Source organism: Mycobacterium sp. IS-2888, assembly GCF_001954215.1.
GTDB lineage: Bacteria > Actinomycetota > Actinomycetes > Mycobacteriales > Mycobacteriaceae > Mycobacterium.
The window spans coordinates 35,550-58,622 of sequence record NZ_MBET01000104.1 but is presented as its reverse complement, the minus strand read 5'-3'; the positions used below and the strand labels follow the sequence as shown (position 1 = coordinate 58,622).

The 23,073-nt window shown below is 68.4% G+C and carries 23 protein-coding genes; 15 read left to right on the top strand and 8 right to left on the bottom strand.

The annotated features are described in order from the left end of the window. Nucleotides 1-23: 23 nt before the first annotated feature. Nucleotides 24-725 carry an IclR family transcriptional regulator gene (locus A5745_RS21360; protein WP_076063235.1) on the bottom strand — a complete coding sequence of 234 codons (702 nt, stop codon included), beginning with the start codon at nt 723-725 and terminating at the stop codon, nt 24-26. A gap of 63 nt (nt 726-788) precedes the next feature. On the opposite strand from A5745_RS21360, the gene leuC reads away from it, so the two are divergent. The 3 genes from leuC (at nt 789) to A5745_RS21345 (ending at nt 3,682) form a co-directional block, all read left to right on the top strand. Then, nucleotides 789-2,201 (top strand): 3-isopropylmalate dehydratase large subunit, encoded by a 1,413-nt coding sequence (gene leuC, locus A5745_RS21355; RefSeq protein WP_076118717.1) that lies wholly within the window; start codon nt 789-791, stop codon nt 2,199-2,201. A 23-nt stretch (nt 2,202-2,224) separates the two neighbouring features. Next, nucleotides 2,225-2,821, top strand: coding sequence for a 3-isopropylmalate dehydratase small subunit (gene leuD, locus A5745_RS21350; protein ID WP_076063231.1), 597 nt, complete (start codon nt 2,225-2,227; stop codon nt 2,819-2,821). Between the two features lie 213 nt (nt 2,822-3,034). Then, nucleotides 3,035-3,682: an HU family DNA-binding protein gene (locus A5745_RS21345; RefSeq protein WP_076063229.1), complete on the top strand. Its 648-nt coding sequence runs from the start codon at nt 3,035-3,037 to the stop codon at nt 3,680-3,682. A 69-nt stretch (nt 3,683-3,751) separates the two neighbouring features. On the opposite strand, the gene A5745_RS21340 is transcribed toward A5745_RS21345, so the two are convergent. The 3 genes from A5745_RS21340 to cofC all read right to left on the bottom strand — a co-directional run bounded on the left by A5745_RS21340 (nt 3,752) and on the right by cofC (nt 7,731). Continuing rightward, the gene (locus tag A5745_RS21340) at nt 3,752-4,693 is read right to left on the bottom strand and encodes an NUDIX hydrolase (RefSeq protein WP_076063367.1); all 942 of its coding nucleotides are present in this window, start codon (nt 4,691-4,693) and stop codon (nt 3,752-3,754) included. A 72-nt stretch (nt 4,694-4,765) separates the two neighbouring features. Continuing rightward, nucleotides 4,766-6,967: an RNA degradosome polyphosphate kinase gene (locus A5745_RS21335; RefSeq protein ID WP_076063227.1), complete on the bottom strand. Its 2,202-nt coding sequence runs from the start codon at nt 6,965-6,967 to the stop codon at nt 4,766-4,768. 101 nt (nt 6,968-7,068) lie between these two features. Then, nucleotides 7,069-7,731, bottom strand: a complete 663-nt coding sequence (gene cofC, locus A5745_RS21330; protein WP_076063225.1) for a 2-phospho-L-lactate guanylyltransferase — start codon at nt 7,729-7,731, stop codon at nt 7,069-7,071. Between the two features lie 127 nt (nt 7,732-7,858). Between cofC and A5745_RS21325 the strand changes: the two genes are divergently transcribed. Beyond that, the gene (locus tag A5745_RS21325) at nt 7,859-8,878 is read left to right on the top strand and encodes an NAD(P)H-dependent glycerol-3-phosphate dehydrogenase (RefSeq protein ID WP_240563096.1); all 1,020 of its coding nucleotides are present in this window, start codon (nt 7,859-7,861) and stop codon (nt 8,876-8,878) included. Between the two features lie 62 nt (nt 8,879-8,940). Then, entirely contained in the window at nt 8,941-10,059 is a 1,119-nt protein-coding gene (locus tag A5745_RS21320) for a D-alanine--D-alanine ligase family protein (RefSeq protein ID WP_076118714.1), read from the top strand. An 8-nt stretch (nt 10,060-10,067) separates the two neighbouring features. On the opposite strand, the gene A5745_RS21315 is transcribed toward A5745_RS21320, so the two are convergent. Beyond that, nucleotides 10,068-10,595 (bottom strand): DUF3515 domain-containing protein, encoded by a 528-nt coding sequence (locus A5745_RS21315; protein ID WP_076118809.1) that lies wholly within the window; start codon nt 10,593-10,595, stop codon nt 10,068-10,070. 154 nt (nt 10,596-10,749) lie between these two features. On the opposite strand from A5745_RS21315, the gene A5745_RS21310 reads away from it, so the two are divergent. Genes A5745_RS21310 through A5745_RS21295 form a run of 4 tightly spaced genes read left to right on the top strand, consistent with a single transcriptional unit; the run spans nt 10,750 to nt 13,636 of the window. Continuing rightward, nucleotides 10,750-11,718 carry a thiamine-phosphate kinase gene (locus tag A5745_RS21310; RefSeq protein WP_076063220.1) on the top strand — a complete coding sequence of 323 codons (969 nt, stop codon included), beginning with the start codon at nt 10,750-10,752 and terminating at the stop codon, nt 11,716-11,718. Between the two features lie 9 nt (nt 11,719-11,727). Next, nucleotides 11,728-12,018 (top strand): DUF1330 domain-containing protein, encoded by a 291-nt coding sequence (locus A5745_RS21305; protein WP_076063218.1) that lies wholly within the window; start codon nt 11,728-11,730, stop codon nt 12,016-12,018. Further along, nucleotides 12,015-12,698 carry a uracil-DNA glycosylase gene (locus A5745_RS21300; protein WP_076063216.1) on the top strand — a complete coding sequence of 228 codons (684 nt, stop codon included), beginning with the start codon at nt 12,015-12,017 and terminating at the stop codon, nt 12,696-12,698. The genes A5745_RS21305 and A5745_RS21300 overlap by 4 nt, the downstream gene beginning before the upstream one ends. Nucleotides 12,699-12,703: 5 nt before the next feature. Beyond that, complete coding sequence (locus tag A5745_RS21295) at nt 12,704-13,636, top strand: NADP-dependent oxidoreductase (RefSeq protein ID WP_076118807.1); 933 nt, start codon at nt 12,704-12,706, stop codon at nt 13,634-13,636. Here the strand turns inward: A5745_RS21295 and rpmB are convergent. Beyond that, on the bottom strand, nt 13,633-13,827 hold the full coding sequence (gene rpmB, locus A5745_RS21290) for a 50S ribosomal protein L28 (RefSeq protein ID WP_076063214.1): 195 nt from the start codon (nt 13,825-13,827) through the stop codon (nt 13,633-13,635). The genes A5745_RS21295 and rpmB overlap by 4 nt on opposite strands. Before the next feature lie 244 nt (nt 13,828-14,071). On the opposite strand from rpmB, the gene A5745_RS21285 reads away from it, so the two are divergent. The 5 genes from A5745_RS21285 to nthA all read left to right on the top strand — a co-directional run bounded on the left by A5745_RS21285 (nt 14,072) and on the right by nthA (nt 20,147). Beyond that, complete coding sequence (locus A5745_RS21285; RefSeq protein WP_217695298.1) at nt 14,072-15,724, top strand: DAK2 domain-containing protein; 1,653 nt, start codon at nt 14,072-14,074, stop codon at nt 15,722-15,724. A 2-nt stretch (nt 15,725-15,726) separates the two neighbouring features. Next, a complete protein-coding gene (recG, locus tag A5745_RS21280) occupies nt 15,727-17,970 on the top strand; it encodes an ATP-dependent DNA helicase RecG (protein WP_076118711.1) in 2,244 nt (747 codons plus the stop codon). Beyond that, entirely contained in the window at nt 17,967-18,677 is a 711-nt protein-coding gene (locus A5745_RS21275; protein WP_076063211.1) for an HNH endonuclease family protein, read from the top strand. Before recG ends, A5745_RS21275 begins: the two co-directional genes overlap by 4 nt. A 166-nt stretch (nt 18,678-18,843) precedes the next feature. Then, a complete protein-coding gene (nthB, locus tag A5745_RS21270) occupies nt 18,844-19,524 on the top strand; it encodes a nitrile hydratase subunit beta (protein WP_076118709.1) in 681 nt (226 codons plus the stop codon). Beyond that, complete coding sequence (gene nthA / locus A5745_RS21265; RefSeq protein ID WP_076118706.1) at nt 19,521-20,147, top strand: nitrile hydratase subunit alpha; 627 nt, start codon at nt 19,521-19,523, stop codon at nt 20,145-20,147. Before nthB ends, nthA begins: the two co-directional genes overlap by 4 nt. A 58-nt stretch (nt 20,148-20,205) precedes the next feature. Here nthA and A5745_RS21260 read toward each other — a convergent pair whose 3' ends face one another. Both A5745_RS21260 and A5745_RS21255 read right to left on the bottom strand, forming a co-directional pair. Then, on the bottom strand, nt 20,206-21,063 hold the full coding sequence (locus tag A5745_RS21260; RefSeq protein ID WP_175879862.1) for an aldo/keto reductase: 858 nt from the start codon (nt 21,061-21,063) through the stop codon (nt 20,206-20,208). 6 nt (nt 21,064-21,069) lie between these two features. Continuing rightward, nucleotides 21,070-21,903 carry an aldo/keto reductase gene (locus tag A5745_RS21255; RefSeq protein WP_076063203.1) on the bottom strand — a complete coding sequence of 278 codons (834 nt, stop codon included), beginning with the start codon at nt 21,901-21,903 and terminating at the stop codon, nt 21,070-21,072. On the opposite strand from A5745_RS21255, the gene A5745_RS21250 reads away from it, so the two are divergent. After that, nucleotides 21,902-23,020, top strand: a complete 1,119-nt coding sequence (locus tag A5745_RS21250) for an alpha/beta hydrolase (protein WP_076118700.1) — start codon at nt 21,902-21,904, stop codon at nt 23,018-23,020. The genes A5745_RS21255 and A5745_RS21250 overlap by 2 nt on opposite strands. Nucleotides 23,021-23,073: the final 53 nt, after the last annotated feature.

Here is a 23,073-nt window from a genome sequence, read left to right as displayed (position 1 = left end):
CGTGAACGCACACTCGATTCGAATTAGAGACGACGAGTCAGCGCTTCGGCCGCGGACAACAAATCGGCGGCCCAGCGGGCACCCGGCCGGCGCCCGATTCGGTCGATGGGCCCGGACACCGAGATGGCGGCCACGACGACGCCGCGGCTGTCGCGCACCGGCGCCGAGACGCTGGCAACCCCCGGCTCACGCTCGGCCACGCTTTGTGCCCAACCGCGCCGGCGCACGTCGGCCAGCGCCCGGTCGGTGAATTTCGCCGCCGGTAGCACCGCCTTCTGGGTGGCGGCGTCGCTATAGGCCAGCAGCACTTTGGCCCCCGACCCCGCGGTCATCGGCAGGCGCGCGCCGACCGGAACCGTATCGCGAAGGCCCGCAGCCGGTTCCAGCGCCGCGACACAGACCCGCGAGGTGCCCTCGCGACGGTACAGCTGCACGCTCTCGCCGGTGGTTTCGCGCAACTGCGGGAGCACCGCCGCACCGGCGGCCAGCAGCGGATCGTTGACGCGGGCCGCGAGTTCGGTGAGCGCGGGACCCAGCCGCCAGCGCCCTTCGTCGTCGCGTGCCAGCAGGCGATGGACCTCGAGGGCGGCCGCCAACCGGTAGGCGGTCGCGCGGGGTAAGCCGCTCCGCTCACACAGCTCGGCCAACCCGCACGGAGATTCCGCGATCGTGTGCAGCAGCCCCACGCTTTTGTCGAGGACGCCGATTCCGCTATCCTGTCTCACAAGGAGATACTAGCGTCTCGCATTGTGAGATAGCCAGTTCTGAGCGAATCGAGGCGATCGAAGATGGCAGGCACGCCGCGCACGCTGGCCGAAAAGGTTTGGGACGACCACGTTGTGGCGCCGGGTGAGGGCTCCGGGCCCGACTTGATCTACATCGACCTTCATCTGGTGCACGAGGTCACCAGCCCGCAGGCATTCGACGGGCTGCGCCTGGCCGGTCGCCCGGTGCGCCGGCCCGACCTGACGCTGGCGACCGAGGATCACAACGTGCCCACCATCGACATCGACAAGCCGATCGCCGACCCGATCTCGCGCACCCAGGTCGAGACGTTGCGGCGAAACTGTGCCGAATTCGGTGTGCGGCTCCATCCGATGGGTGACATCGAGCAGGGCATCGTCCATGTCGTCGGGCCGCAGTTGGGGCTGACTCAGCCGGGAATGACGATCGTCTGCGGCGATAGCCACACCTCTACTCATGGCGCGTTCGGCGCGCTGGCGATGGGCATCGGCACATCGGAGGTCGAACATGTGCTGGCTACGCAGACATTGCCGCTTCGGCCATTCAAGACAATGGCGGTCAACGTCGACGGCGAATTGCCCGCCGGTGTGACGGCCAAGGACATCATTTTGGCGTTGATCGCAAAAATCGGCACCGGCGGTGGACAGGGTCACGTCATCGAATATCGGGGCAGCGCCATCGAGTCGCTGTCAATGGAAGGCCGGATGACGGTCTGCAATATGAGCATCGAAGCGGGTGCCCGGGCGGGCATGGTGGCGCCGGACGAAACCACGTACGAGTTTCTGCGCGATCGTCCGCATGCGCCGCGCGGCGCGCAATGGGACGCCGCGGTCTCCTATTGGCAGCAGCTGCGCACCGACCCCGGTGCCGCCTTCGACACCGAGGTCTATCTCGACGCGACGTCGTTGAGCCCATTTGTCACGTGGGGAACAAACCCCGGACAGGGCGTCCCGTTGGCCGCGAACGTCCCGGACCCCGACCTGATGACCGACGACGGCGAGCGGCAGGCCGCCGAGAAAGCCTTGGCGTACATGGACCTTCGACCCGGGATGCCGATGCGCGAGATCGCCGTCGACGCCGTGTTCGTCGGCTCGTGCACCAACGGTCGCATCGAAGATCTGCGGGCGGTGGCCGAGGTGTTGCGCGGCCGCAAGGTCGCCTCGGGCGTGCGGATGCTGGTTGTTCCGGGCTCGATGCGGGTGCGCGCCGAGGCCGAAGCCGAGGGTCTCGGTGAGGTATTCACCGCCGCGGGTGCGGAGTGGCGGCAGGCGGGTTGCTCGATGTGCCTGGGCATGAATCCCGATCAGCTTGCGCCGGGGGAGCGCTGCGCGGCGACGTCGAACCGCAACTTCGAAGGGCGGCAGGGCAAAGGCGGCCGCACGCATTTGGTGTCGCCGGCCGTTGCTGCGGCTACCGCGGTGCGCGGCACGCTGTCCGCGCCGGCCGACTTGAACTGATTCAACTTCGATAGAGGATGAGCATGGAAGCCTTTCACACCCACACCGGTATCGGGGTGCCACTGCGGCGCTCCAATGTGGACACCGACCAGATCATTCCCGCGGTGTATTTGAAGCGCGTCACCCGAACCGGTTTCGAGGACGGCTTGTTCGCAACGTGGCGCTCAGATCCCTCATTCGTCCTAAACCTCAGCCCCTTTGACCGCGGCTCGGTTCTGGTGGCTGGCCCCGATTTCGGCACCGGATCGTCGCGTGAGCATGCGGTGTGGGCGCTCATGGACTACGGGTTCCGGGTGGTCATCTCGTCTCGATTCGGTGACATTTTCCGGGGCAACGCGGGCAAGGCGGGGCTGCTCGCGGCAGAAGTCGGCCAGGACGGCGTCGAGCTTCTTTGGAAGCTCATCGAGCAGAGTCCGGGCTTGGAAATCACTGCCAATCTTCAAGATCGAAATATCACCGCGGGAACGGCGGTGCTGCCGTTCAAGATTGACGATCACACTGCGTGGCGATTGCTCGAGGGTCTTGACGATATAGCCCTTACGCTGCGAAAACTCCGTGACATCGAATCGTTTGAGGCGGCTCGTCCGGAGTGGAAACCGCGCACTGTACCCAGCTCCTGATGCGAGTCGACCCGGGCGGAATTTCGTCTCGCCCGGCTAAGTAAGCGGGTCGAATTCGGGGTGCGCCACCGGTCAAGGGCGGCAACCGGATTGCGAAAATTCCAATCATCGCGTCTTGAAATTGCGCGTGGCGCTTGGCAATTTGCCAGGTGAGGGTTTACCGTGTTCGCTAGTTGGTTCGAAACGAGGACCACTGGCTTCGGAGGATTTTGGATGAACAAAGCAGAGCTCATTGACGTGCTCACGCAGAAATTGGGCTCGGACCGTCGGCAAGCGACCGCTGCTGTCGAGAATGTTGTCGACACCATTGTGCGCGCGGTGCACAAGGGCGACAGCGTAACTATTACCGGCTTCGGTGTGTTCGAGCAGCGCCGCCGCGCAGCGCGCGTGGCCCGCAATCCGCGCACCGGCGAGACGGTGAAAGTGAAGCCGACGTCTGTCCCGGCGTTTCGTCCGGGTGCCCAATTCAAAGCGGTTGTCTCTGGCGCACAGCGCCTCCCGTCGGAAGGACCTGCAGTGAAGCGTGGTGTTGTGGGCGGTGCGGCCAAGAAGGCTGCCAAGAAGGCTCCGGCTAAGAAGGCCGCCGCCAAGAAGTCTCCGGCCAAGAAGGCCGCCAAGAAGGCTCCGGCCAAGAAGGCCGCGACCAAGCGGGCGCCGGCTAAGAAGGCGACCAAGAGGGCGCCGGCCAAGAAGGCCGCGACCAAGAGGACGCCGGCTAAGAAGGCGACCAAGAGGGCTCCCGCCAAGAAGGCCGCGACCAAGAGGACGCCGGCTAAGAAGGCGACCAAGAGGGCTCCCGCCAAGAAGGCCGCGAAGCGAGCTCCGGCCAAGAAGGCGACCGCGCGCCGCGGCCGTCGCTAAGCACTAACCCGAATTCCAGACGCAGATACCCTTTGGGGGCAGCGCTGCCCCCAAAGGGTATTCGCGTGTTTAGGCCCGCACGTTGGCGGCCAGCGAGCCGCCGATATGGTTGGCCGCCACTAGCCGGCCCGCCGCCAGCGACAGCACCCACGTACTGCCCTTGTGGTTGCGGGACTTGTCGGGGCGAACGCCGTCGCGTTCGCACCACCAGGCGATCAAGTCCGGAATCACCTTGCCCTGCGTGCAGATCACCGGGGTGCCGTCCTGCGCGGCGATATCCATCACCCGGCGCCGGCCGCGTTTGGGGTTCTTGGCGTATGACTCTTCGGTGAGGGTGGGCTCGTTGCGGATCGTCACACCGAGTTCCTGTGCGAGCGGTTCCACGGTCTGGTGGCAGCGGAGCCGGTCGGCCGCGTGGACGTCGGTGGCGCCGAAGACCATCAGCTGTGGGACCAGTGCCTCCGCCTGCGCGCGTCCCCTCTTGTCCAACGGTCGCTTGGTGTCGTCCCCGGAGAACCGGGACTTGCGGCCGGCGGTGCCGTGCCGGACCACCAAGACGGTCTTCGTATCTGCTGGCTGTTTTGCAAAGCGGCGCAATACTTTTCGATCGTGTACGTAGTCCAGTTTCTTCATCGCGTCACGGACCGGCAGCCAGATCAGCTCGTCGACCTCGCTGCCCGCGCTGAATTCCCCGCCCGACGCGCGCGCCGCCCAGTAGTACACCTTTTTGACGCCCTGGTCGATCGGATAACTCACGGTGGGAAGGCGCCTGCCGAGGACGCACCGGTGCCCGGTCTCCTCCATCACTTCGCGCGCCGCGGCCACGGGCGCGGTCTCGCCGGGGTCCACTTTGCCCTTGGGCAGCGACCAGTCGTCATAGCGGGGGCGGTGGATGACGGCGATCTCCGGGTTGGCCGAATCGAAAGTCCCGGGCCGCCACAACACCGCGCCGGCGGCATACACGAGCCGGCTCCCCGAGCGCCGGCCGGAGGACGAGTTCTGGTCGGACACCTCACTCCTGCAGGTTAATTCGGCCTGAGTCGCTCCGGCCTTGGGCGTGACCTCGAAACGTAGCACACGCCGTCAGGCGCTACGGTGCAGCTCCATCAGCGATACCTGATGGTCGCGCACGCTGTGACCATCCTGTGGCGATGCGGTCCACTGCCCGTCGGACCCGAGCTCCCAGCACCGGGTGGACGGGTCCAGCGCGGACTCGAACAAGTCGTCCAGATATGCGGTGAGCCTTGGGTCTTTGACCTGAACCAGCACCTCGACTCGGCGGTCGAGGTTGCGGTGCATCATGTCGGCGCTGCCGATCCAGTACTCGTCGATGCGATCGAAATGGATGATCCGCGAGTGCTCCAGGAACCGGCCGAGAATCGAGCGGACCGAAATGTTCTCCGAGAAGCCTTCCGTTTCGGGGCGCAGTGCGCAGATGCCGCGCACCACCACCTCGACCCGCACGCCCGCGCGCGACGCGCGATACAACGCGTCGATCACCTGCTCGTCGACGAGGGCGTTCATCTTGAGCCGAATCCGCCCCCCGCCGTTTTCACGGTGCGCGGCGATCTCACGCTCGACGCGTTCGATGATGCCGGTGCGAATGCCGTCCGGCGCCACCAACAGGTTGCGGTAGGACACTTTTCGGGAGTAGCCGGTCAGCGAATTGAACAGGTCGGTCAGGTCGGCCCCGATATCGGGCGCCGCCGTGAGCAGCCCGACATCCTCATACAGCCGCGCCGTCTTGCTGTTGTAGTTGCCGGTCCCGATGTGGCAGTACCGCCGGATCGTCGAACCCTCGCGTCGCACCACCAGGCACGTTTTGCAATGTGTCTTGAGGCCGACGAGCCCGTACACCACGTGCACGCCCGCTTGCTCCAGCGCACGCGCCCAGCGGATGTTGGCCTGTTCGTCGAAGCGTGCCTTGATCTCGACGAGCGCCACCGCCTGCTTGCCGGCCTCGGCGGCGTCGATCAGCGCCCGGACGATCGGCGAATCACCCGATGTGCGGTACAGCGTCTGTTTGATCGCCAGCACATTGGGATCCGCGGCGGCCTGCTCGATGAATCGCTGCACGCTGGTGGAGAACGAGTCGTACGGATGATGCACCAGCACATCGCCTTCGCGCAGCGTCGCGAAGATGCTCTTGGGGGTTTCCCGGTCGGCGAAGGCGGGGTGGGTGGCCGGAACGAACGCCGGGTCTTTGAGCGCCGGGCGGTCCAGTCCGTAGATCTGCCACAGCGACGAAAGATCGAGTAGGCCGGGCACTTCGATGACGTCACTGGGATTCACGTCGAGTTCTCGCAGCAGCAGCTCCAGCATGCCCTCGGTCATGTCGTCGGCGATCTCGAGTCGCACCGGAGAACCGAACCTCCGTCGCGCCAATTCCCGCTCCAGCGCTTGCAGCAGGTCTTCGTCGCGGTCCTCCTCGACTTCGAAGTCGGCGTTGCGAGTAATGCGGAAGGCGTGATGTTCGACGACGTCCATACCCGGGAACAGCACCGGAAGGAAGGCCGCGATCAGCTCTTCCATCGGCAGGTACCGGATTATGGTGCGCGCTTCGCCGGAGCCTTCGCGGGCCGGTTCGCGGCTGCCGAGTTCGACGAAGCGATCGACGTTGTCGGGCACCTTGACTCGCGCGAAGTGCTGGCCGCCGTCTTCGGGTTGCTTCACCGTGACCGCTAGATTCAGGCTCAGTCCGCTCACAAACGGGAACGGGTGGGCGGGATCGACTGCCAACGGTGTGAGGACGGGGAAAACCTGCTCGTTGAAATAGGTCGACAGTTCGTCGCGCTCGGCCTGATCCAGATCGGCCCACGTGACGATGTGAATGCCTTCCTCGGCCAGGGCCGGCCGCACCGAATCGAGAAACACGCGGGCGTGCCGCGTCGCGATCCGCTGCGTCTGCTCGCCGATGCGGGCCAATTGCTCACGCGGTGTCAGACCGTCGGCGGAGCGGACCGACAGACCCATCTCGTCGCGGCGCTTCAGTCCGGCGACCCGAACCATGTAGAACTCGTCGAGATTGGAAGCGAAGATCGCCAGAAACTTTGCCCGCTCCAGCAGCGGCAGCGAGTTGTCGTCGGCCAGCGCTAGCACGCGCGCGTTGAAGTCCAGCCAGCTCAGTTCCCGGTTGAGGTAACGGTCTTCCGGCAGTGCATCGCTGATCGCGGCGGGGGTCGCGGCCGGCGGTGCGGCCAGCGCCGGACCATCCGGTTGCCATGCCGTTTCTGCGAGGCGCGCCTCGGCTTCGGTTTCGGTCACCATGCGATCATCCCGCATCACCCGCTGGTGCTGCTAGCGCCCGACAGACATCCATCCGTCGTTGGCGCGTCGTTCATCCCCCGGACAGGTTTGCTGCCGGGGACCGGATCGGCCTAGATCTCTCAGTGCCGCGCGACGGCACGTGCTGTCGCCGCGCCGACGCCCAGCTGGCGCGCGGCCGCCAGGTCGGCGGGTGTGTCGACGTCGCAGCGCAGGCCGGGCCACGCGCCGGTCAGCTCGATCGCACCCGAACGGCGGTGCCGCGCGCAGGAATCCGGCCCGAACTGCGGCTCGAGAAAGGAACCGAACGCGCACAGCGCCGCGGTCCCGGTCGCCAGCCGGTCTGCGACGAAGCTGCGCCGATGTTGCCGGGCGGCGGCGATCGCCTCCGCCAGTTCTTGTGTCTGCAGCGCCGGCAAATCGCCTTGCAGCACAACGACATTCGAGAACGACCGGGCCACCGCGCGTTCGGCGGCGCCGATTGCGTTGTTCAGCGGGTCGCGATGGCCCTCCGGGGTCGGATCGGCCAGCACGTTCGCCCCGAGGTCGGCCGCCGCGGCCGCCGCGGCGTCGTCGGGTGTGATGACGGTGATCGAGCCGACCGATGCGACGCCGGCCGCGGCGGTCAGGGTGTCGACCAACATGGCGAGCACCACGCTCTCGCGGGTTTGCGCCGAGAACACCGGGGCCAGCCTGGTCTTGGCGGCGGCCAACCGCTTGACGGCGATGATCAGGGCAACGTCAGCTGCCCCGTCGCCCGCACCGTCGGCGCGTGTGCCGCTCATGAGGCCATCCTGCCAGCGCCGATTCCCGCAACGCCGCCTCGGGCTAATCTGAAGCGCCGGCCGCGCGATAAGAAGGCGGCGCGGTACACGGTCTCGAGGACAGACGGGGTGGTAAATGGCCAGCACGATGCCCGGCTCGGGGGGCGCCGTTGCGGTGATGGGCGCCGGTGCGTGGGGCACCGCGCTGGCCAAGGTGCTGGTGGACGCCGGGGGCCCGGACGCACGGGTCACGCTGTGGGCCCGGCGACCCGACATCGCCGAGCAGGTCAACGCCACCCGATATAACCCCGCCTATCTGCCCGGCACGTTGCTGCCGGATGGCATCCGCGCGACCGCCGATGCGAAAGATGCGCTGGCCGGCGCGTCGACGGTGCTGCTGGCGGTGCCCGCGCAGACGATGCGGGCCAACCTCGAGCAGTGGGCGCCCTGGTTGGCCGACGGCGCGACGCTGGTCAGTCTGGCGAAGGGCATCGAGCTGGGCACGCTGATGCGGATGAGTCAGGTCATCGTTTCGGTGACGGGCGTCGACCCCGCACAGGTCGGAGTGATTTCGGGGCCGAACCTCGCCAGCGAGATCGCCGAATGTCAGCCTGCCGCCACGGTTGTCGCGTGCAGTGACTCCGGCCGCGCCGTCGCCGTGCAGCGGATGCTGAACAGCGGGTACTTCCGCCCGTACACGAATAGCGATGTGGTCGGCACCGAGATAGGTGGGGCGTGCAAGAACGTCATCGCGCTGGCATGCGGGATGGCGGTCGGCGTCGGCCTCGGCGAAAACACCGTGGCGGCGATCATCACCCGCGGCCTGGCGGAGATCATGCGCCTGGGGATGGCCTTGGGCGCCAAGGGCGCGACGCTGGCCGGCCTGGCGGGGGTGGGCGACCTGGTGGCCACGTGCACGTCGCCGCATTCGCGTAACCGGTCGTTCGGCGAGTGCCTGGGCCGCGGCGGAACGATGGAATCGGCGATGCAGGCCGGGAAAGGGCACGTCGTCGAGGGGGTGACGTCGTGCGAGGCGGTGCTCGCTCTGGCGGCCAGCTACGACGTCGAGATGCCGCTGACGGAAGCCGTGCACCGGGTATGTCACAAGGGGCTCTCGGTGGGGGAGGCGATGCTGCTGCTGCTGGGCCGCAGCACCAAGCCCGAGTGAAAGCCCAGCTAGCGGCCCGGCACCCGGCCCGAGGGCGCTCCACCCGGTAGCCTCTCCAGGTTGTGAGTGCCAGCGACCGCGTGCGCGTCGCCGTCGTCTTCGGCGGGCGCAGCAACGAGCACGCCATCTCGTGCGTGTCCGCCGGCAGCATTCTGCGCAACCTCGACCCGCAGCGTTTCGAGGTGGTCGCGATCGGCATCACCCCGGAGGGTTCGTGGGTGCTCACCGACGGCGACCCGGACGCGCTGGCGATCACCGACCGACAGCTGCCCGGGGTGACCACCGCTTCGGGCACCGAGCTGGCGCTGCCGGCCGATCCGCGGCGCGGCGGCCAGCTGGTGTCGCTCCAGGCCGGTGCGGGTAGCGCCGGGGAAGTCCTGGCGTCGGTCGACGTGGTCTTTCCGGTGCTGCACGGCCCGTACGGCGAGGACGGCACGATCCAGGGGCTGCTCGAACTGGCCGGGGTGCCGTACGTCGGCGCCGGCGTGCTGTCCAGTTCGGTCGGTATGGACAAGGAATTCACCAAGAAACTGCTTACCGCCGAAGGACTTCCGGTCGGCCCGCATGCAGTGCTGCGCCCGGCGCAGGCGGCGCTGCCCCTCGACGAGTGCGAGCGGCTGGGTTTGCCGGTGTTCGTCAAACCCGCGCGCGGCGGTTCCTCGATCGGCGTCAGCCGGGTGTCGGGTTGGGACGAGCTGCCGGCCGCGGTGGCGAATGCTCGCCGGCACGATCCGAAGGTGATCGTGGAGGCGGCGATCAGCGGTCGTGAGCTGGAGTGCGGCGTGCTCGAAATGCCCGACGGCACAGTGGAAGCCAGCACGTTGGGGGAGATCCGGGTGGCCGGGGTACGCGGCCGCGAGGACTCGTTCTACGATTTCGCGACCAAATACCTCGACGACGCAGCCGAATTGGATGTTCCGGCGAAGGTCGACGACGAGATCGCCGATGCGATACGCCAATTGGCGATCCGGGCGTTCAAGGCCATTGACTGCCAGGGCCTGGCCCGGGTCGATTTTTTCCTCACCGACGACGGGCCGGTGATCAACGAGATCAACACGATGCCGGGATTCACCACGATTTCGATGTACCCGAGGATGTGGGCGGCAAGCGGCGTCGACTATCCCACGCTGCTGGCGACCATGGTGGAGACCGCGCTGGCGCGGGGCGTGGGTCTGCGCTAACGGGCCCGCTAATCCGGCCGGGCCGGGTCGATGGGCACCGCCGCGATGGTGCGGTCGATGATCTCGGAGAGCTGCTGGATGGGTGTCGGCCCCGATCCCGACGGCAGCGTCAACGCGACATACACCGGCCGGTCCACGGTGTACCAGGTGGATCTGCCCGCATTGGTCGATGGGGGGCCGGCGGATTGCTGTTGGGCCCCCACCTCAAACCACTGCACCCGGTCGACGGCCTGGATCGGGGATCCCACCACGAATTCGGCCGGGCGGTCGAGTCCGCAGCGCAGCACCAGCGGCGGGCTGTCGGGTCCTGACCGCCAAGCGGCCGCGCCCTGCGGCGCCGGCTGCGCGAGCGACGCGCGCTGATAGTTACCCAGCCGCTGCGGCAGCGCGTTCGTGAGCGCCTTGCATGCGGCGCTGGCGGCCTGCGGCGCGGGGACGGCCGGAATGGCGACGGGTTGTGGTGGCGCCTCGCGGTTCGCCGCGATGACCAGGATCGCGCCGATCGCCGCGACTGCCAGCGCGACCGCGGCGATCATCGCGGCGCGCGGAGGTCCGCCGAGATCGGTCGCGGTACTGGGGTCGGTCGTCACCGCCCGCGCACCTCCTGTCTCCTACACTGGCGCGGTCGGGCAAAGACCCAACTTACCGCAGGTCGGGGCGACCCCAGAGTGGCCCGAGGAGGTGGCGTGCGTGGACTCTGACTTCGGAGCATCGGGGGAGTTCCCCACGCTGGCACGGCTCGGCGAATTCGCGGTCATCGATCGGTTGGTGCGGGGACGCCGGCAACCCGACGGGGTGCTGCTCGGGCCCGGCGATGACGCGGCGCTGGTGTCGGCGGGCGACGGCCGCACCCTGGTCTCGACCGATGTCCTGGTGCAGGACCGCCACTTTCGGCTGGACTGGTCGACGCCCCACGACGTCGGCCGCAAGGCGATCGCGCAGAACGCCGCCGACATCGAGGCGATGGGTGCGCGGGCCACGGCGTTCGTCGTCGGCTTCGGCGCCCCCGGTGACACCCGCGCGGCGGACGTGGACGCGCTCGTCGACGGGCTGTGGGACGAGGCCGCGCGGATCGGCGCGGGCATCGCCGGCGGCGACCTGGTCAGCTGCCCCCAGTGGGTGTTGTCGGTGACCGTGCTGGGCGACCTGGACGGACGCGCCCCGGTGCTGCGGTCCGGGGCCCACGCCGGTTCGGTGCTCGCTGTCGCCGGCGAGTTGGGTCGCTCGGCTGCGGGATATGCCCTGTGGCACAACGGTATTGGTGGGTTCGACGAGCTTCGGCGTCGTCACCTGGTGCCCGAGCCGCCGTACGGCGCGGGAGCCACGGCCGCGAGCGCGGGCGCGGAGGCGATGATCGACGTCTCCGACGGTCTGGTGGCCGACCTGCGCCACGTCGCCGAGGCGTCCGGGGTGGGGATCGACCTGTCCACCGCCGCCCTGGCGGTGGACCGCGACGCGCTGGCCGCGGCCGCCGCCGCCGCGGGCGCCGACCCGTGGTCGTGGGTGCTGGCCGGCGGCGAAGACCACGCCCTGGCGGCCTGTTTCGCCGGTCCGGCGCCGGCCGGCTGGCGCGTCGTCGGCCGCGTGCACGACGGGCCGGCCCGCGTACTCGTCGACGGAGCGGAGTGGAGCGGCTACGCGGGATGGCAGTCGTATTAGTGTGGCGCCGTGACCGTCTACGCCATCGCCCAGCTGAAATTCACCGACCGGGCGGTATACGACCGTTACCAGGCGAGGTTCATGGAGGTCTTCGCCCGTCACACCGGAACCCTGCTGGCCGCCGACGAGTCGCCGAAGGTCGCGGAGGGACAGTGGGATCGCGAGAAGGTGGTGTTGATGTCCTTTCCCGACGAGGCGGCGTTCCACGCTTTTGTGCAATCGCCCGAATACGAGGACATCGCGAAGGACCGGCGCGCGGGCGCGGACACGGTGGTGCTGCTGGTGCAGGGATTACGGTGACCGCGCGCCCATTGAGCGAGCTCGTCGAGCCGGGCTGGGCGACCGCGCTCAAGCCAGTGACCGACCAGGTCGCCGAGATGGGCCAATTCCTGCGTGCCGAGATCGCCGCGGGGCGCAGGTATCTGCCCGCCGGGCCGAACGTGTTGCGCGCCTTCACGTTTCCGTTCGACGACGTCCGGGTGCTGATCGTCGGCCAAGACCCCTACCCGACACCGGGACACGCTGTGGGCCTGAGCTTTTCGGTGGCCCCCGAAGTGCGTCCGCTGCCGCGAAGCCTGGCCAACATCTTCGACGAGTACAGCGCCGACCTGGGCCATCCCCAGCCCTCGTCCGGCGACCTGACGCCGTGGGCGCAGCGCGGGGTCCTGCTGTTGAACAGGGTGCTGACGGTGCGCCCCAACAACCCGGCGTCGCATCGGGGCAAGGGCTGGGAAGCGGTGACCGAATGCGCGATTCGCGCCCTGGTGGAGCGGTCCCGGCCGCTGGTGGCCATCCTGTGGGGCCGCGACGCGTCGACGCTCAAACCCATTCTGGCCGAAGGGGATTGCGTGGCGATCGAGTCGCCGCACCCGTCGCCGCTGTCGGCGTCGCGCGGCTTCTTCGGCTCGCGGCCGTTCAGCCGCGCCAACGAGCTGCTCGTCGGCATGGGCGCCGAGCCCGTCGATTGGCGGCTGCCGTGACCGAGATGACGGCGCTGCGGGCGCACCGCAGGGGCGGACCGGAGGTACTCGTCGTCGAGCGCGCCCCGGCGCCGGTGGCGGGCGCCGGCGAAGTCGTCGTGGCGGTGCACGCCGCGGCCATCACGTTCGACGAATTGACGTGGGACGAAACGTGGACCCGCGACGGCGTCAGCCGCACTCCGGTGATCCCATCGCACGAGGTATCCGGCGTCGTCTCCGATATCGGCACGGGCGTCGGAGATTTCGCGGCCGGCGACGAGGTGTACGGGTTGATCGGATTCGACCGTGACGGCGGGGCAGCGGATTTCGTTGCCGTCCCGGCGGCCGAGCTGGCGGCCAAGCCGTCGGCGGTCTCACATGTGGTCGCCGCCGCGTTGCCGCTGGCCGGGCTCACCGCCCTGCAGGCGTTGGTCGACCAGGCCGCGGTGCAACCGGGGGAGGCCGTGTTGGTGCACGGCGGCGCGGGCGGGGTCGGTGCCCTGACGGTGCAACTGGCCGCGATCCTCGGCGCGGAGCTCACAGCCACCGTGCGCAGCGACGCGGGCGAACTGCTGCGCGGCTTCGGCGCGCAGCGGGTGATCGACGTTCGAACGCAACGGTTCGAGGAAACCGGTGATACCTACGACGTCGTCATCGACACCGTCGGCGGCGAGACGCTCGACCGATCCTTTTCGGTGGTGCGCCGGGGCGGGCGGCTGATCACCCTGTCGGCGCCGCCGCCCGCGGGCAAAGCCGACGAATACGGGATCACGGCGACGTTCTTCATCGTCGAGCCCAATCGAGACCAGCTCGGTGAGCTCGCGGCCCTCGTCGACAGCGGCCGGCTGCGCGTCGAAATCGCGGCGACATTCCCACTCGAGCAGGGTCGGGAAGCGTTCGAAAGCGGTCAGCGCCCGGGCCGGCGGCCCGGCAAGAGCGTCATCGTTGTCCGCAGCTAGCCGCGGACGACCTTGCCGGCCTTGATGCAGGACGTGCAGGCGTTGATCCGCTGCTTGTTGCCGCCGGGACGCGCCACGACGTGCACGGTCTGGACGTTGGGGTCCCACCGGCGGCTGGTGCGGCGGTGGGAGTGCGACACCGACTTACCGAAGCCGGGGCCTTTCCCGCAGATATCGCACACAGCGGCCATTCTTCAAGCTCCTCAAAATTCGGGGGCCCGGCAAAGGATGGATCTCGACGAGCCGGGACGGCCCAGGCTGACCCGGGCCAGCCCAGAATACCGACTGCTGCGGGCAACCACCAAAACGGTCAACAGTCCACCGGCGGCAACGACCGGCGCCGTCGTCCGCGCTGGCTAGGCTCAATATGCCGGTTTACCCGAATGAAGCGCTGAGGAGGTGGGTCACCTGAGCACGTCGTCGCAGGATCGTTTGCTGGACGCGGTGGCCCTGCGCGACTGGGCGCACACCGCCGTCAGCGACCTGATCACTCACATCGACGAGATCAACCGGCTCAACGTGTTCCCCGTCGCCGATTCCGATACCGGCGCCAACATGCTGTTCACCATGCGTTCCGCCCTGGCCGAGGCCAACGCGCGCGCCGACGGCGGCTCCGGATGCGTCGCCCGCGTCGCAGGCGCCCTGTCGGCCGGGGCGCTGAACGGGGCCCGCGGCAATTCCGGCGTGATCCTGTCCCAGATCCTGCGCGGTATCGCCGATGTCACCGCCGGCGCGGCCGCCGACCGCGGCGGTGAATTGCCCGAAATGGACGCCGCGACCCTGGCCGGCGCGCTGCAACGCGGCGTCGATCTGGTCATCGCCTCGATGGGCGGGCAGGAGGTCCCGGGAACCATCGTCTCGGTCCTGCGGGCCGCGGCCGAGGCCGTCGAGGAATGCGCGGACGACGGGCTGGCCCCGGCGATCACCGCGGCCGGCGACGCGGCCGTCGTCGCGCTGGAGAAAACCACCGAACAGCTCGACGTCCTCGCCGACGCCGGGGCGGTCGACGCCGGGGGCCGGGGCCTGCTGGTCCTGTTGGACGCGCTGCACAGCACCGTCATCGGGCAGGCGCCCGCCCGCACGGTGTACGAGTTGTCGCCCCGCGCGCCGCAGCCGGAGGCCCCCGCCGAACGCCCCGCGCCGCAGTTCGAGGTGATGTACCGCCTGGACGGGTGCGATCCCGCGGCGGCCGACGCGCTGCGGGACCGGCTGTCGGAATTGGGTGATTCCGTGGCCATCGCGCCCGCGACCGCGCAGGGCACCTACTCGGTGCATGTGCACACCGACGACGCCGGCGCCGCGGTGGAAGCGGGCCTGGCGCGCGGGCGGCCGAGCCGGATCGTGGTCTCGGCGCTGAGCTCCGGCGTCACCGGGCTGCCGGCGGGCAGCTGGACGCGGGAGCGGGCGGTGTTGGCCGTGGTCGACGGCGACGGCGCCGCCGAGCTGTTCGCCAGTGAGGGCGCCTGCGTGCTGCAACCGGATCGCGAGGCGGGCGACCCGGCCACGGGTATCAGCGCCCACCAGCTGGTGCGTGCCCTGGTCGACACCGGCGCCGCACAGGTGATGGTGCTGCCCAACGGTTATGTGGCCGCTGAGGAGCTGGTCGCCGGCTGCACCACCGCCATCGGGTGGGGCATCGACGTGGTGCCGATACCGACCGGCTCGATGGTGCAGGGGCTGGCCGCGCTGGCCGTGCACGAAACCGACCGCCAGGCCGTCGACGACGGCTACACCATGGCCCGCGCCGCCGGAGCCGCCCGGCACGGATCCGTGCGCATCGCGACCGAAAGCGCGCTGACCTGGGCGGGTCGCTGCCAGCCCGGTGACGGCCTGGGCATCGCGGGCGACGAGGTGCTGATCGTGGCGGCCGATGCGGCCGGGGCGGCGATCGGCCTGCTCGATCTGCTGCTGGCGTCGGGCGGCGACCTGGTGACGGTGCTGGTCGGGGCCGGCGTCGAGACGGCCGGTGCCGAGACCGCGATCGGCGACATCCTGCAACAGCATGTGCACGACCACCATCCGGGTACCGAGCTGGTGATCTACCCCACCGGCCACCGCGGCGACGCCCTGCTGATCGGGGTCGAGTAGCCGTGGTGTCACTGGGTGACCGGCTGGACTACATCGTGGGCGCCAAGGCCGCCGGCGACCTGGACGACGTCTTCGGCATCCGGACCGTCGACGACCTGCTGCGCCACTACCCGCGCGCCTACACCGAGGGCGCCGCCGTGCGCGGCGCGGAGGACGAGCGGCCGGAAACCGGCGAGCACATCACGATCGTCGACACGATCACCGCCACCGAGACGTTCCCGATGAAGAAGAACCGGAAGAAGCTGTGTCACCGCATCACCGTCGGCTCCGGACGCGGCAGGGTGACCGCCACATTCTTCAACGCGAACTACATCAAGAAGGACCTCACCAAAGACACGAAGGTGATGCTCTCCGGGGAAGTCGGGTTTTTCCGGAACGTCATGCAGCTCACGCATCCCGCGTTCCTGATCCTCGACTCGCCGGACGGCCGCAACCGCGGCACGAAGTCGCTGAAGACCATCGCCAACGCGTCGCACGTCGCCAGCGGCGAAGAAGTGGTGGAGGTGTACCAGCGCCGCTTCTTTGCGATCTACCCGGCCAGCGCGAAGCTGCAGAGCTGGGACATCTTCGCCTGCGTCCGCCAGGTGCTCGACGTCCTGGATCCCGTGCCCGATCCGCTGCCCGCCGACTTGCGTGACCGGTTCGGCCTGATCTCCGAGGACCAGGCGCTGCGCGCCATCCATGTCTCCGAAAACGACGACGAGCGGGAGCGCGCGCGGCAGCGGTTGACGTTCGACGAGGCCGTCGGCCTGCAGTGGGCGCTGGTCGCCCGCCGCCACGGTGAACTCTCCGCGTCGGGCCCCCCGGCCGCGCCGCGCCCGGACGGCCTGGCGGCGGAGTTGCTGCAGCGGTTGCCCTTCGAGCTGACGGCGGGACAGCGCGAGGTGCTCGCGGTGTTGTCCGACGGGCTGGCCGCGACCCGCCCGCCCAACCGCCTACTGCAGGGCGAGGTGGGCTCGGGCAAGACGATTGTCGCGGTGCTGGCGATGCTGCAGATGGTCGACGCCGGTTACCAGTGTGCGCTGCTGGCACCGACGGAAGTGCTTGCCGCACAACATCTCCGGTCGATCCGCGACGTCCTCGGGCCCCTGGCGATGGGGGGCCAACTGGGCGGGGCCGAGAACGCGACCTCCGTGGCGCTGCTCACCGGCTCGATGACCGCGGCGCACAAGCAGCAGGTCCGCGACGAGATCGCCAGCGGTCAGGTCGGCATCGTCGTCGGCACCCACGCGCTGCTGCAGGATGCGGTGGACTTCCACAACCTGGGCATGGTGGTAGTCGACGAGCAGCACAGGTTCGGGGTGGAGCAACGAGATCAGTTGCGCGCCAAGGCTCGTGCCGGCATCACGCCGCACCTGTTGGTGATGACGGCCACGCCGATTCCGCGCACCGTCGCGCTCACCGTCTACGGGGACCTGGAGACCTCGACGCTGCGCGAACTTCCGCGCGGGCGCCAGCCCATCACCAGCAACGTCATCTTCATCAACGACAAGCCCGCATGGCTCGGCCGTGCCTGGCAGCGCATCATCGAAGAGGTCGCCGCCGGCCGCCAGGCTTATGTGGTGGCGCCCCGGATCGACGAGTCGGACGAGCCACCGAAAGGCGACCCGCAGAAGGGAAAGCAGGAGGAGCAGAACGCCCGACCGCCGGAAACCGCCGAAGGCCTTTACGCCCGACTGCGTTACGGCGAGCTGGCGAACCTGCGGCTCGGGCTCATGCACGGGCGGCTGTCGGCCGAGGAGAAGGACGCTGCGATGGCCGCCTTTCGCGCCGGCGAGATCGATGTGTTGGTGTGCACCACCGTCATCGAGGTGGGTGTGGACGTCCCCAACGCCACGGTCATGTTGGTCATGGACGCCGACCGGTTCGGAATCAGCCAGTTGCATCAGCTGCGGGGCCGTATCGGCCGCGGCGAGCATCCGAGCCTGTGCCTGTTCGCCAGCTGGGCCTCGCCGCGATCGCCGGCCGGTCACCGGTTGTCCGCCGTGGCCGCGACCATGGACGGGTTCGCCCTTGCCGACCTCGATCTCAAGGAACGCCGCGAAGGAGATGTGCTGGGCCGCAACCAGTCCGGCAAGGCGATCGGGCTGCGGTTGCTGTCGCTGGCCGACCACCTGGACTATATCGAGGCCGCGCGGGACTTCTGCGCGCGCGCCTACGAGGACGGGGACCCGCATCCCGGGCTGGAGCTGCTGGCGGCGCGGTTCACCGACACCGACCGGATCGAATACCTGGACAAGTCGTGAATCGCAAAGTGCTGCTGTGGTTGTCGCTCGCGGCGGTGCTCGCGGTTCTGGTCGCCTACCAGACGCTGGGCTCGTCGGCGGCCAAGCGCGCCGAAGTCGCCGCCCGCGCGGACGTCCCGACGGTGCAGCCCGGCGCCGACGTGCTGGCGGGCATCACCGTGCTGCCGCAGCGGATCCACCGCTACGACTACCGCAGGGCCGCCTACGGCGACGCGTGGGACGACGACAACGATGCCCCGTTGGGCCACAACGGATGTGACACCCGTGACGACATCCTCGACCGCGATCTCGTCGACAAGACGTACGTGTCGGTCAAGCGCTGCCCGAACGCGGTGGCCAGCGGGACCCTGCACGACCCGTACACCAACACCACCGTCGCGTTCCAGCGCGGCGCCAAGGTCGGCGAATCGGTGCAGATCGACCACATCGTCCCGCTCGCCTATGCCTGGGACATGGGGGCCTACGCGTGGCCCGAGCCCGAACGCCGGCGCTTCGCCAACGATCCGGCCAACCTGCTGGCCGTCGAGGGGCAGGCCAACCAGGACAAGGGCGATTCGCCGCCGGCCCAGTGGATGCCCCCGAACGCCGCCTTCGCGTGCCAGTACGCCATGCAGTTCATCGCCGTGCTGCGCGGTTACCAGTTGCCCGTCGATCAGCCCTCGACCGACGTGCTACGCCGGGCCGCGGCGACCTGCCCGGCAGGCTGAACACCCGCACGTTCCCCACCATTTCCTCCGAGCGTGTCTACGACTGTAGACAACGTGATGTCACCGTGTTAACGTCGATATGTCTACAGATGTAGACATATCGGCTTTTGGCGCCAAAAGTACTGAACGGCAGGCGTTCACGAGCCGACACGAAAGGGATCGGTCCGTGAACGGAGAACACGACCAAGGCGGAATGCAATCCTTCGGGCCCATTCCGCGCCCACTGGACGAGCCGGTATTTCACGCCCCGTGGGAGGGGCGCGTGGAGGCCATGACGATGGCGCTGCTCGTCGCGGGCCACCTCGGCGGTGGCGGCGTGTTGCGCTATGCCATCGAGAGCCTGCCGCCGCTTCGCTACTTGCAGGACGGTTACTTCGGTCGCCACCTTGACGGGCTGGAAGGGGCGCTGGTGGACCGCGGTCTCTTGGGCCCGGCCGAGATCCGCGATCGCGTCGAGCGGCTCACCGGCAGTGAAGACCCGCGAGGCGACAGCGGCGACGTTCACCCGCCCGGCACACCGGGACCGCCGACACGAGGCGGTGAACCGAGTAACCGCCGCGAGGCCGATCATCCGGGCCGGTTCGCAGTGGGCGACGAGGTCATCGCACGCAATATTCATCCCCGCGGTCACACCAGGCTGCCCCGTTATGTGCGCGGTCGTCGCGGCGTCGTCGCCCACGTCCATCCCGCCGCGGTGTTTCCCGACACCGACGCACATGGCATGGGCGAGAACCCGCAACGCGTCTACACGGTGAGCTTCGACAGTCGCGAGCTGTGGGGAGACACCGCAGAGCCCAATCTGAAAATCCAGCTCGGACTGTGGGAAAGCTATTTGGACTCAGCATGAATCATCAAGACAGCCAACAATATTCGGATCAATCCGATCCCGCCCTGCGAACCCGCGCGATCGAATCACTCCTGCTGGAAAAGGGACTGATCACACCCGCGGCCATCGACGCGGTCGCCGCGATGCTCGAACATGACATCGGTCCGCTCAACGGTGCGCGAGTCGTAGCCCGCGCCTGGAGCGACCCGGAGTACAAGGAGCGCCTCCTGGCGGACGGCAACGCCGCCCTGGAAGAACTCGGCCTAACCGCCCCAACCGAACTCGTCGTCGTGGAAAACACGGACGGTGTCCACAACGTGATCGTCTGCACGCTGTGCTCGTGTTACCCGTGGACGCTCCTGGGCCTTCCACCGACCTGGTACAAATCTCCCGAGTACCGGGCCCGCGTGGTGATCGAGCCTCGCACGGTGCTCGCCGAGTTCGGAGTGCACCTGGACCAGTCGACCGAAATCCGCGTCTGGGACTCCACCGCGGAGACCCGCTATCTGGTCTTGCCCCGTCGGCCGGCCCACACCGCGGGCTGGAGCGTCGACGACCTCGTCGCCATCGTCACCCGTGAGGCAATGACCGGCGTCGCCCTCATCACCGACCCGCCCGACCAGCCGACGCGTCGCCGAGCGTGAATCTCGCTACGCGACGCGCCGACCAGCCGTCGTCAGATTCACAGTCGGCGACAAAAAGCTACGGGCCCTCGTAGGTCTCCGGGTCCGGGCGCAGCCGCGTGCCGTCATTGAGCCCGCTGATCGCATCCATGTGCTCGGCGGCCAACTCGAAATCGAACACGTCGAGGTTGCCTGCGATGTGCTCGGCGTCGGCCGACCGGAAGACGACGGCGTTGCCCAGTTGCAGGTTCCACCGCAACAGCACCTGCGCGGCGGTCTTCCCGTACTGGTCGGCAACCGAGGCCACCGTCGGGTTGTCGTTCAGCTTGCCCAGAGCCAGCGGCGTGTAGGACTGCGTGACGACGTTGTGCTGCGTGTTCGCCTTGCGCAGCTCGTCCTGGTTGAACAGCGGGTGTAGCTCGATCTGGTTGACCACCGGGGTGAAGAAGGCGAGGTCGATGACCGTCGTCAGGTACTCCTCGGTGAAGTTGGAGACACCGATCGAGCGGGCGTGGCCTTCTCCGCGCGACTGGATCATGCCGCCGAAGGAGTTCACATAGTTGCCCGCCGACGGGACGGGCCAGTGGATCAGGTAGAGATCGACGTAGTCCAGGCCGAGGCGCTCCAGGCTGGCGTTGCAGGCCTCCTGGGCCTTCATGAACCCCTGGTCGGCGCAGGCCAGCTTCGTGGTGACGAACAGTTCCGCGCGGGGAATCCCGGAGGCCGCGATCGCGCGCCCGACCCCGGCTTCGTTCCCGTAGACCGAGGCCGTGTCGATGAGCCGGCAGCCGAGTTCCAGCGCCGCCGACACCGCGCGTTCGGCCTCGTCGTCGGAGAGATCGGCGACACCCAGGCCGAGCACCGGCATGGTGTTTTCGTCATTGAGAGCTATCGAGGGTATGGCTGAGGATCCGGCCGAGCCCGACTCGCCAGTCAACGTCATTCACCTACCTGCGAAATTGAAGGTTCGTGGATTCGGACCAAGCCGGGTTCCGTCGTCGAGCGAGGAGATCGTCGCCATTTCGTTTTCGCTCAGTTCGAAATCGAACACGTCGAGGTTGCTCGCAATCCGTGCGGGGTTGACCGACTTGGGGATCACGATATTACCCAGCTGGATATGCCAGCGAATCAACACCTGGGCAGCTGTGCGCCCACACTCCGCCGCGACGGCGGTGATCATCGGATGCGTCAGGAGCGATCCCTGGCCCAGGGGCGCCCACGCCTCGGTTGCGATGCCGCGTTGGGCGTGCACCTCGCGCAATTCTTTTTGGGTGAATCGTGGGTGCAGTTCGATCTGATTGACCGCCGGAACGATGCCAATGGCATCGATGAGAACCGAGAGGTGCTCGGGTTCGAAATTGCTGACTCCGATGGACCGGATACGGCCCTGGTCGTGCAGGTGGGCGAAAGCCTTGAAGGTGTCGACGAACTTGTTCAGCGCCGGCTGCGGCCAATGGATCAGATAGAGGTCGAGATAATCCAGACCGAGCCGGTCCATGCTGGCGTCGAACGCCCGCAGCGTGTTGTCGTAGCCCTGGTCCGGGTTCGCCAATTTGGTTACCACGTACAGTTGGTCGCGCGGCACGTCGGAGGCGGCGACCGCGCGTCCGGTCTCCCGCTCGTTGCGGTAGGCCGCGGCGGTGTCGATATGTCGGTAACCGGCGCGCAGGGCGGCAGCCACCGCCTGCTCGGTGTCTGCCGGCGGGATCTGGAAGACTCCGAGCCCGACGGCGGGGATCGAATTTCCGTCATTCAGCGTCACCAAGGGAGCTGCCATGACACAGAGTCTGCCAGGCGCGTGGGACCTGGACCTCGGAGCGAGACAGGCGCCGATCGGATGGACCAGCCGCCTGCAGGGCCTGGCCACCACGGCCGGTGTCAAGGTCATTCCATGGATCCCGACGGCCGCCCAGCGGGCGCTGGTCCGCGGGCGCGCGATCATGATCGACGGCAACACGCTCGATCCCACGCTGCAGCTGATGCTGACGGGCCAGCGCCTCGTCGGCATCGACGGCCTGGTCGTCGACGACGACGCGGCGGCCTCCCGCGCCCAGATGCGCGAGGGCCTGCTCAGATTTTCCGGTCCGCAGATTCATGTCGAGGTGGACGACATCACGCTGCCCGGGCCGGCCGGCGAGATCGCGGCGCGGCACTACCGCCCGCCCAACGGTGCGGCGGCGCCGTTGCTGGTCTTCTATCACGGCGGTGGCTGGACGATCGGTGACCTGGACACCCATGACGCGCTGTGCCGGTTGACCAGCCGTGATGCCGGCATCCATGTGCTGTCGGTGGACTACCGGCTGGCCCCCGAGCACGTGGCGCCGGCCGCAGTGGAGGACGCCTACGCCGCCTTCACCTGGGCATACGAGCACGCCGGCGAACTCGGTGCGATTCCCGGGCGTGTCGCGGTGGGCGGCGACAGCGCCGGCGGCAACCTCGCCGCCGTCGTGTGCCAGCTGGCGCGCGATGCGGGGGAACCCGCGCCGGTGCTGCAGTGGCTGCTCTACCCCCGGACCGATTTCACCGCGCAGACCCGGTCGATGAGCCTGTTCGCCCGCGGCTTCCTGCTGACCAAACGAGACATGGACTGGTTCGACTCGCAATACCTGCGGCGTTCGGCGCTCGACCGGACCGATCCGCGGCTTTCCCCACTACTGGCCGAGTCGCTGTCGGGGCTGGCGCCGGCCCTGATCGCGGTCGCGGGTTTCGACCCGCTGCGCGACGAGGGCGAGAGCTACGCGACCGCGCTGCGGGCCGCCGGCACGCCGGTGGACCTGCGGCCCATGGGTTCGCTGACCCACGGCTTCGCCAGCCTGTTCCCGCTCGGCGGCGGCAGCGCCGCGGCCACCAGCGAACTGATCTCGGCCCTGCGCGCTCATCTGAGCCGGGCCTGATCATCGCTCGCCGGTAATGTAGAGGCGCGCCGCCCGACCCACGCACAAGCCCG

Excerpts from the sequence above, each read along its gene's own strand:
- leuC (WP_076118717.1), top strand. The coding sequence starts at position 789 with ATGGCAGGCACGCCGCGCACGCTGGCCGAAAAGGTTTGGGACGACCAC.
- leuD (WP_076063231.1), top strand. The coding sequence starts at position 2,225 with ATGGAAGCCTTTCACACCCACACCGGTATCGGGGTGCCACTGCGGCGC.
- A5745_RS21345 (WP_076063229.1), top strand. The coding sequence starts at position 3,035 with ATGAACAAAGCAGAGCTCATTGACGTGCTCACGCAGAAATTGGGCTCG.
- cofC (WP_076063225.1), bottom strand. The coding sequence starts at position 7,731 with ATGAGCGGCACACGCGCCGACGGTGCGGGCGACGGGGCAGCTGACGTT.
- A5745_RS21325 (WP_240563096.1), top strand. The coding sequence starts at position 7,859 with ATGCCCGGCTCGGGGGGCGCCGTTGCGGTGATGGGCGCCGGTGCGTGG.
- A5745_RS21315 (WP_076118809.1), bottom strand. The coding sequence starts at position 10,595 with ATGATCGCCGCGGTCGCGCTGGCAGTCGCGGCGATCGGCGCGATCCTG.
- A5745_RS21295 (WP_076118807.1), top strand. The coding sequence starts at position 12,704 with ATGACGGCGCTGCGGGCGCACCGCAGGGGCGGACCGGAGGTACTCGTC.
- rpmB (WP_076063214.1), bottom strand. The coding sequence starts at position 13,827 with ATGGCCGCTGTGTGCGATATCTGCGGGAAAGGCCCCGGCTTCGGTAAG.
- nthA (WP_076118706.1), top strand. The coding sequence starts at position 19,521 with ATGAATCATCAAGACAGCCAACAATATTCGGATCAATCCGATCCCGCC.
- A5745_RS21250 (WP_076118700.1), top strand. The coding sequence starts at position 21,902 with ATGACACAGAGTCTGCCAGGCGCGTGGGACCTGGACCTCGGAGCGAGA.
- A5745_RS21255 (WP_076063203.1), bottom strand. The coding sequence starts at position 21,903 with ATGGCAGCTCCCTTGGTGACGCTGAATGACGGAAATTCGATCCCCGCC.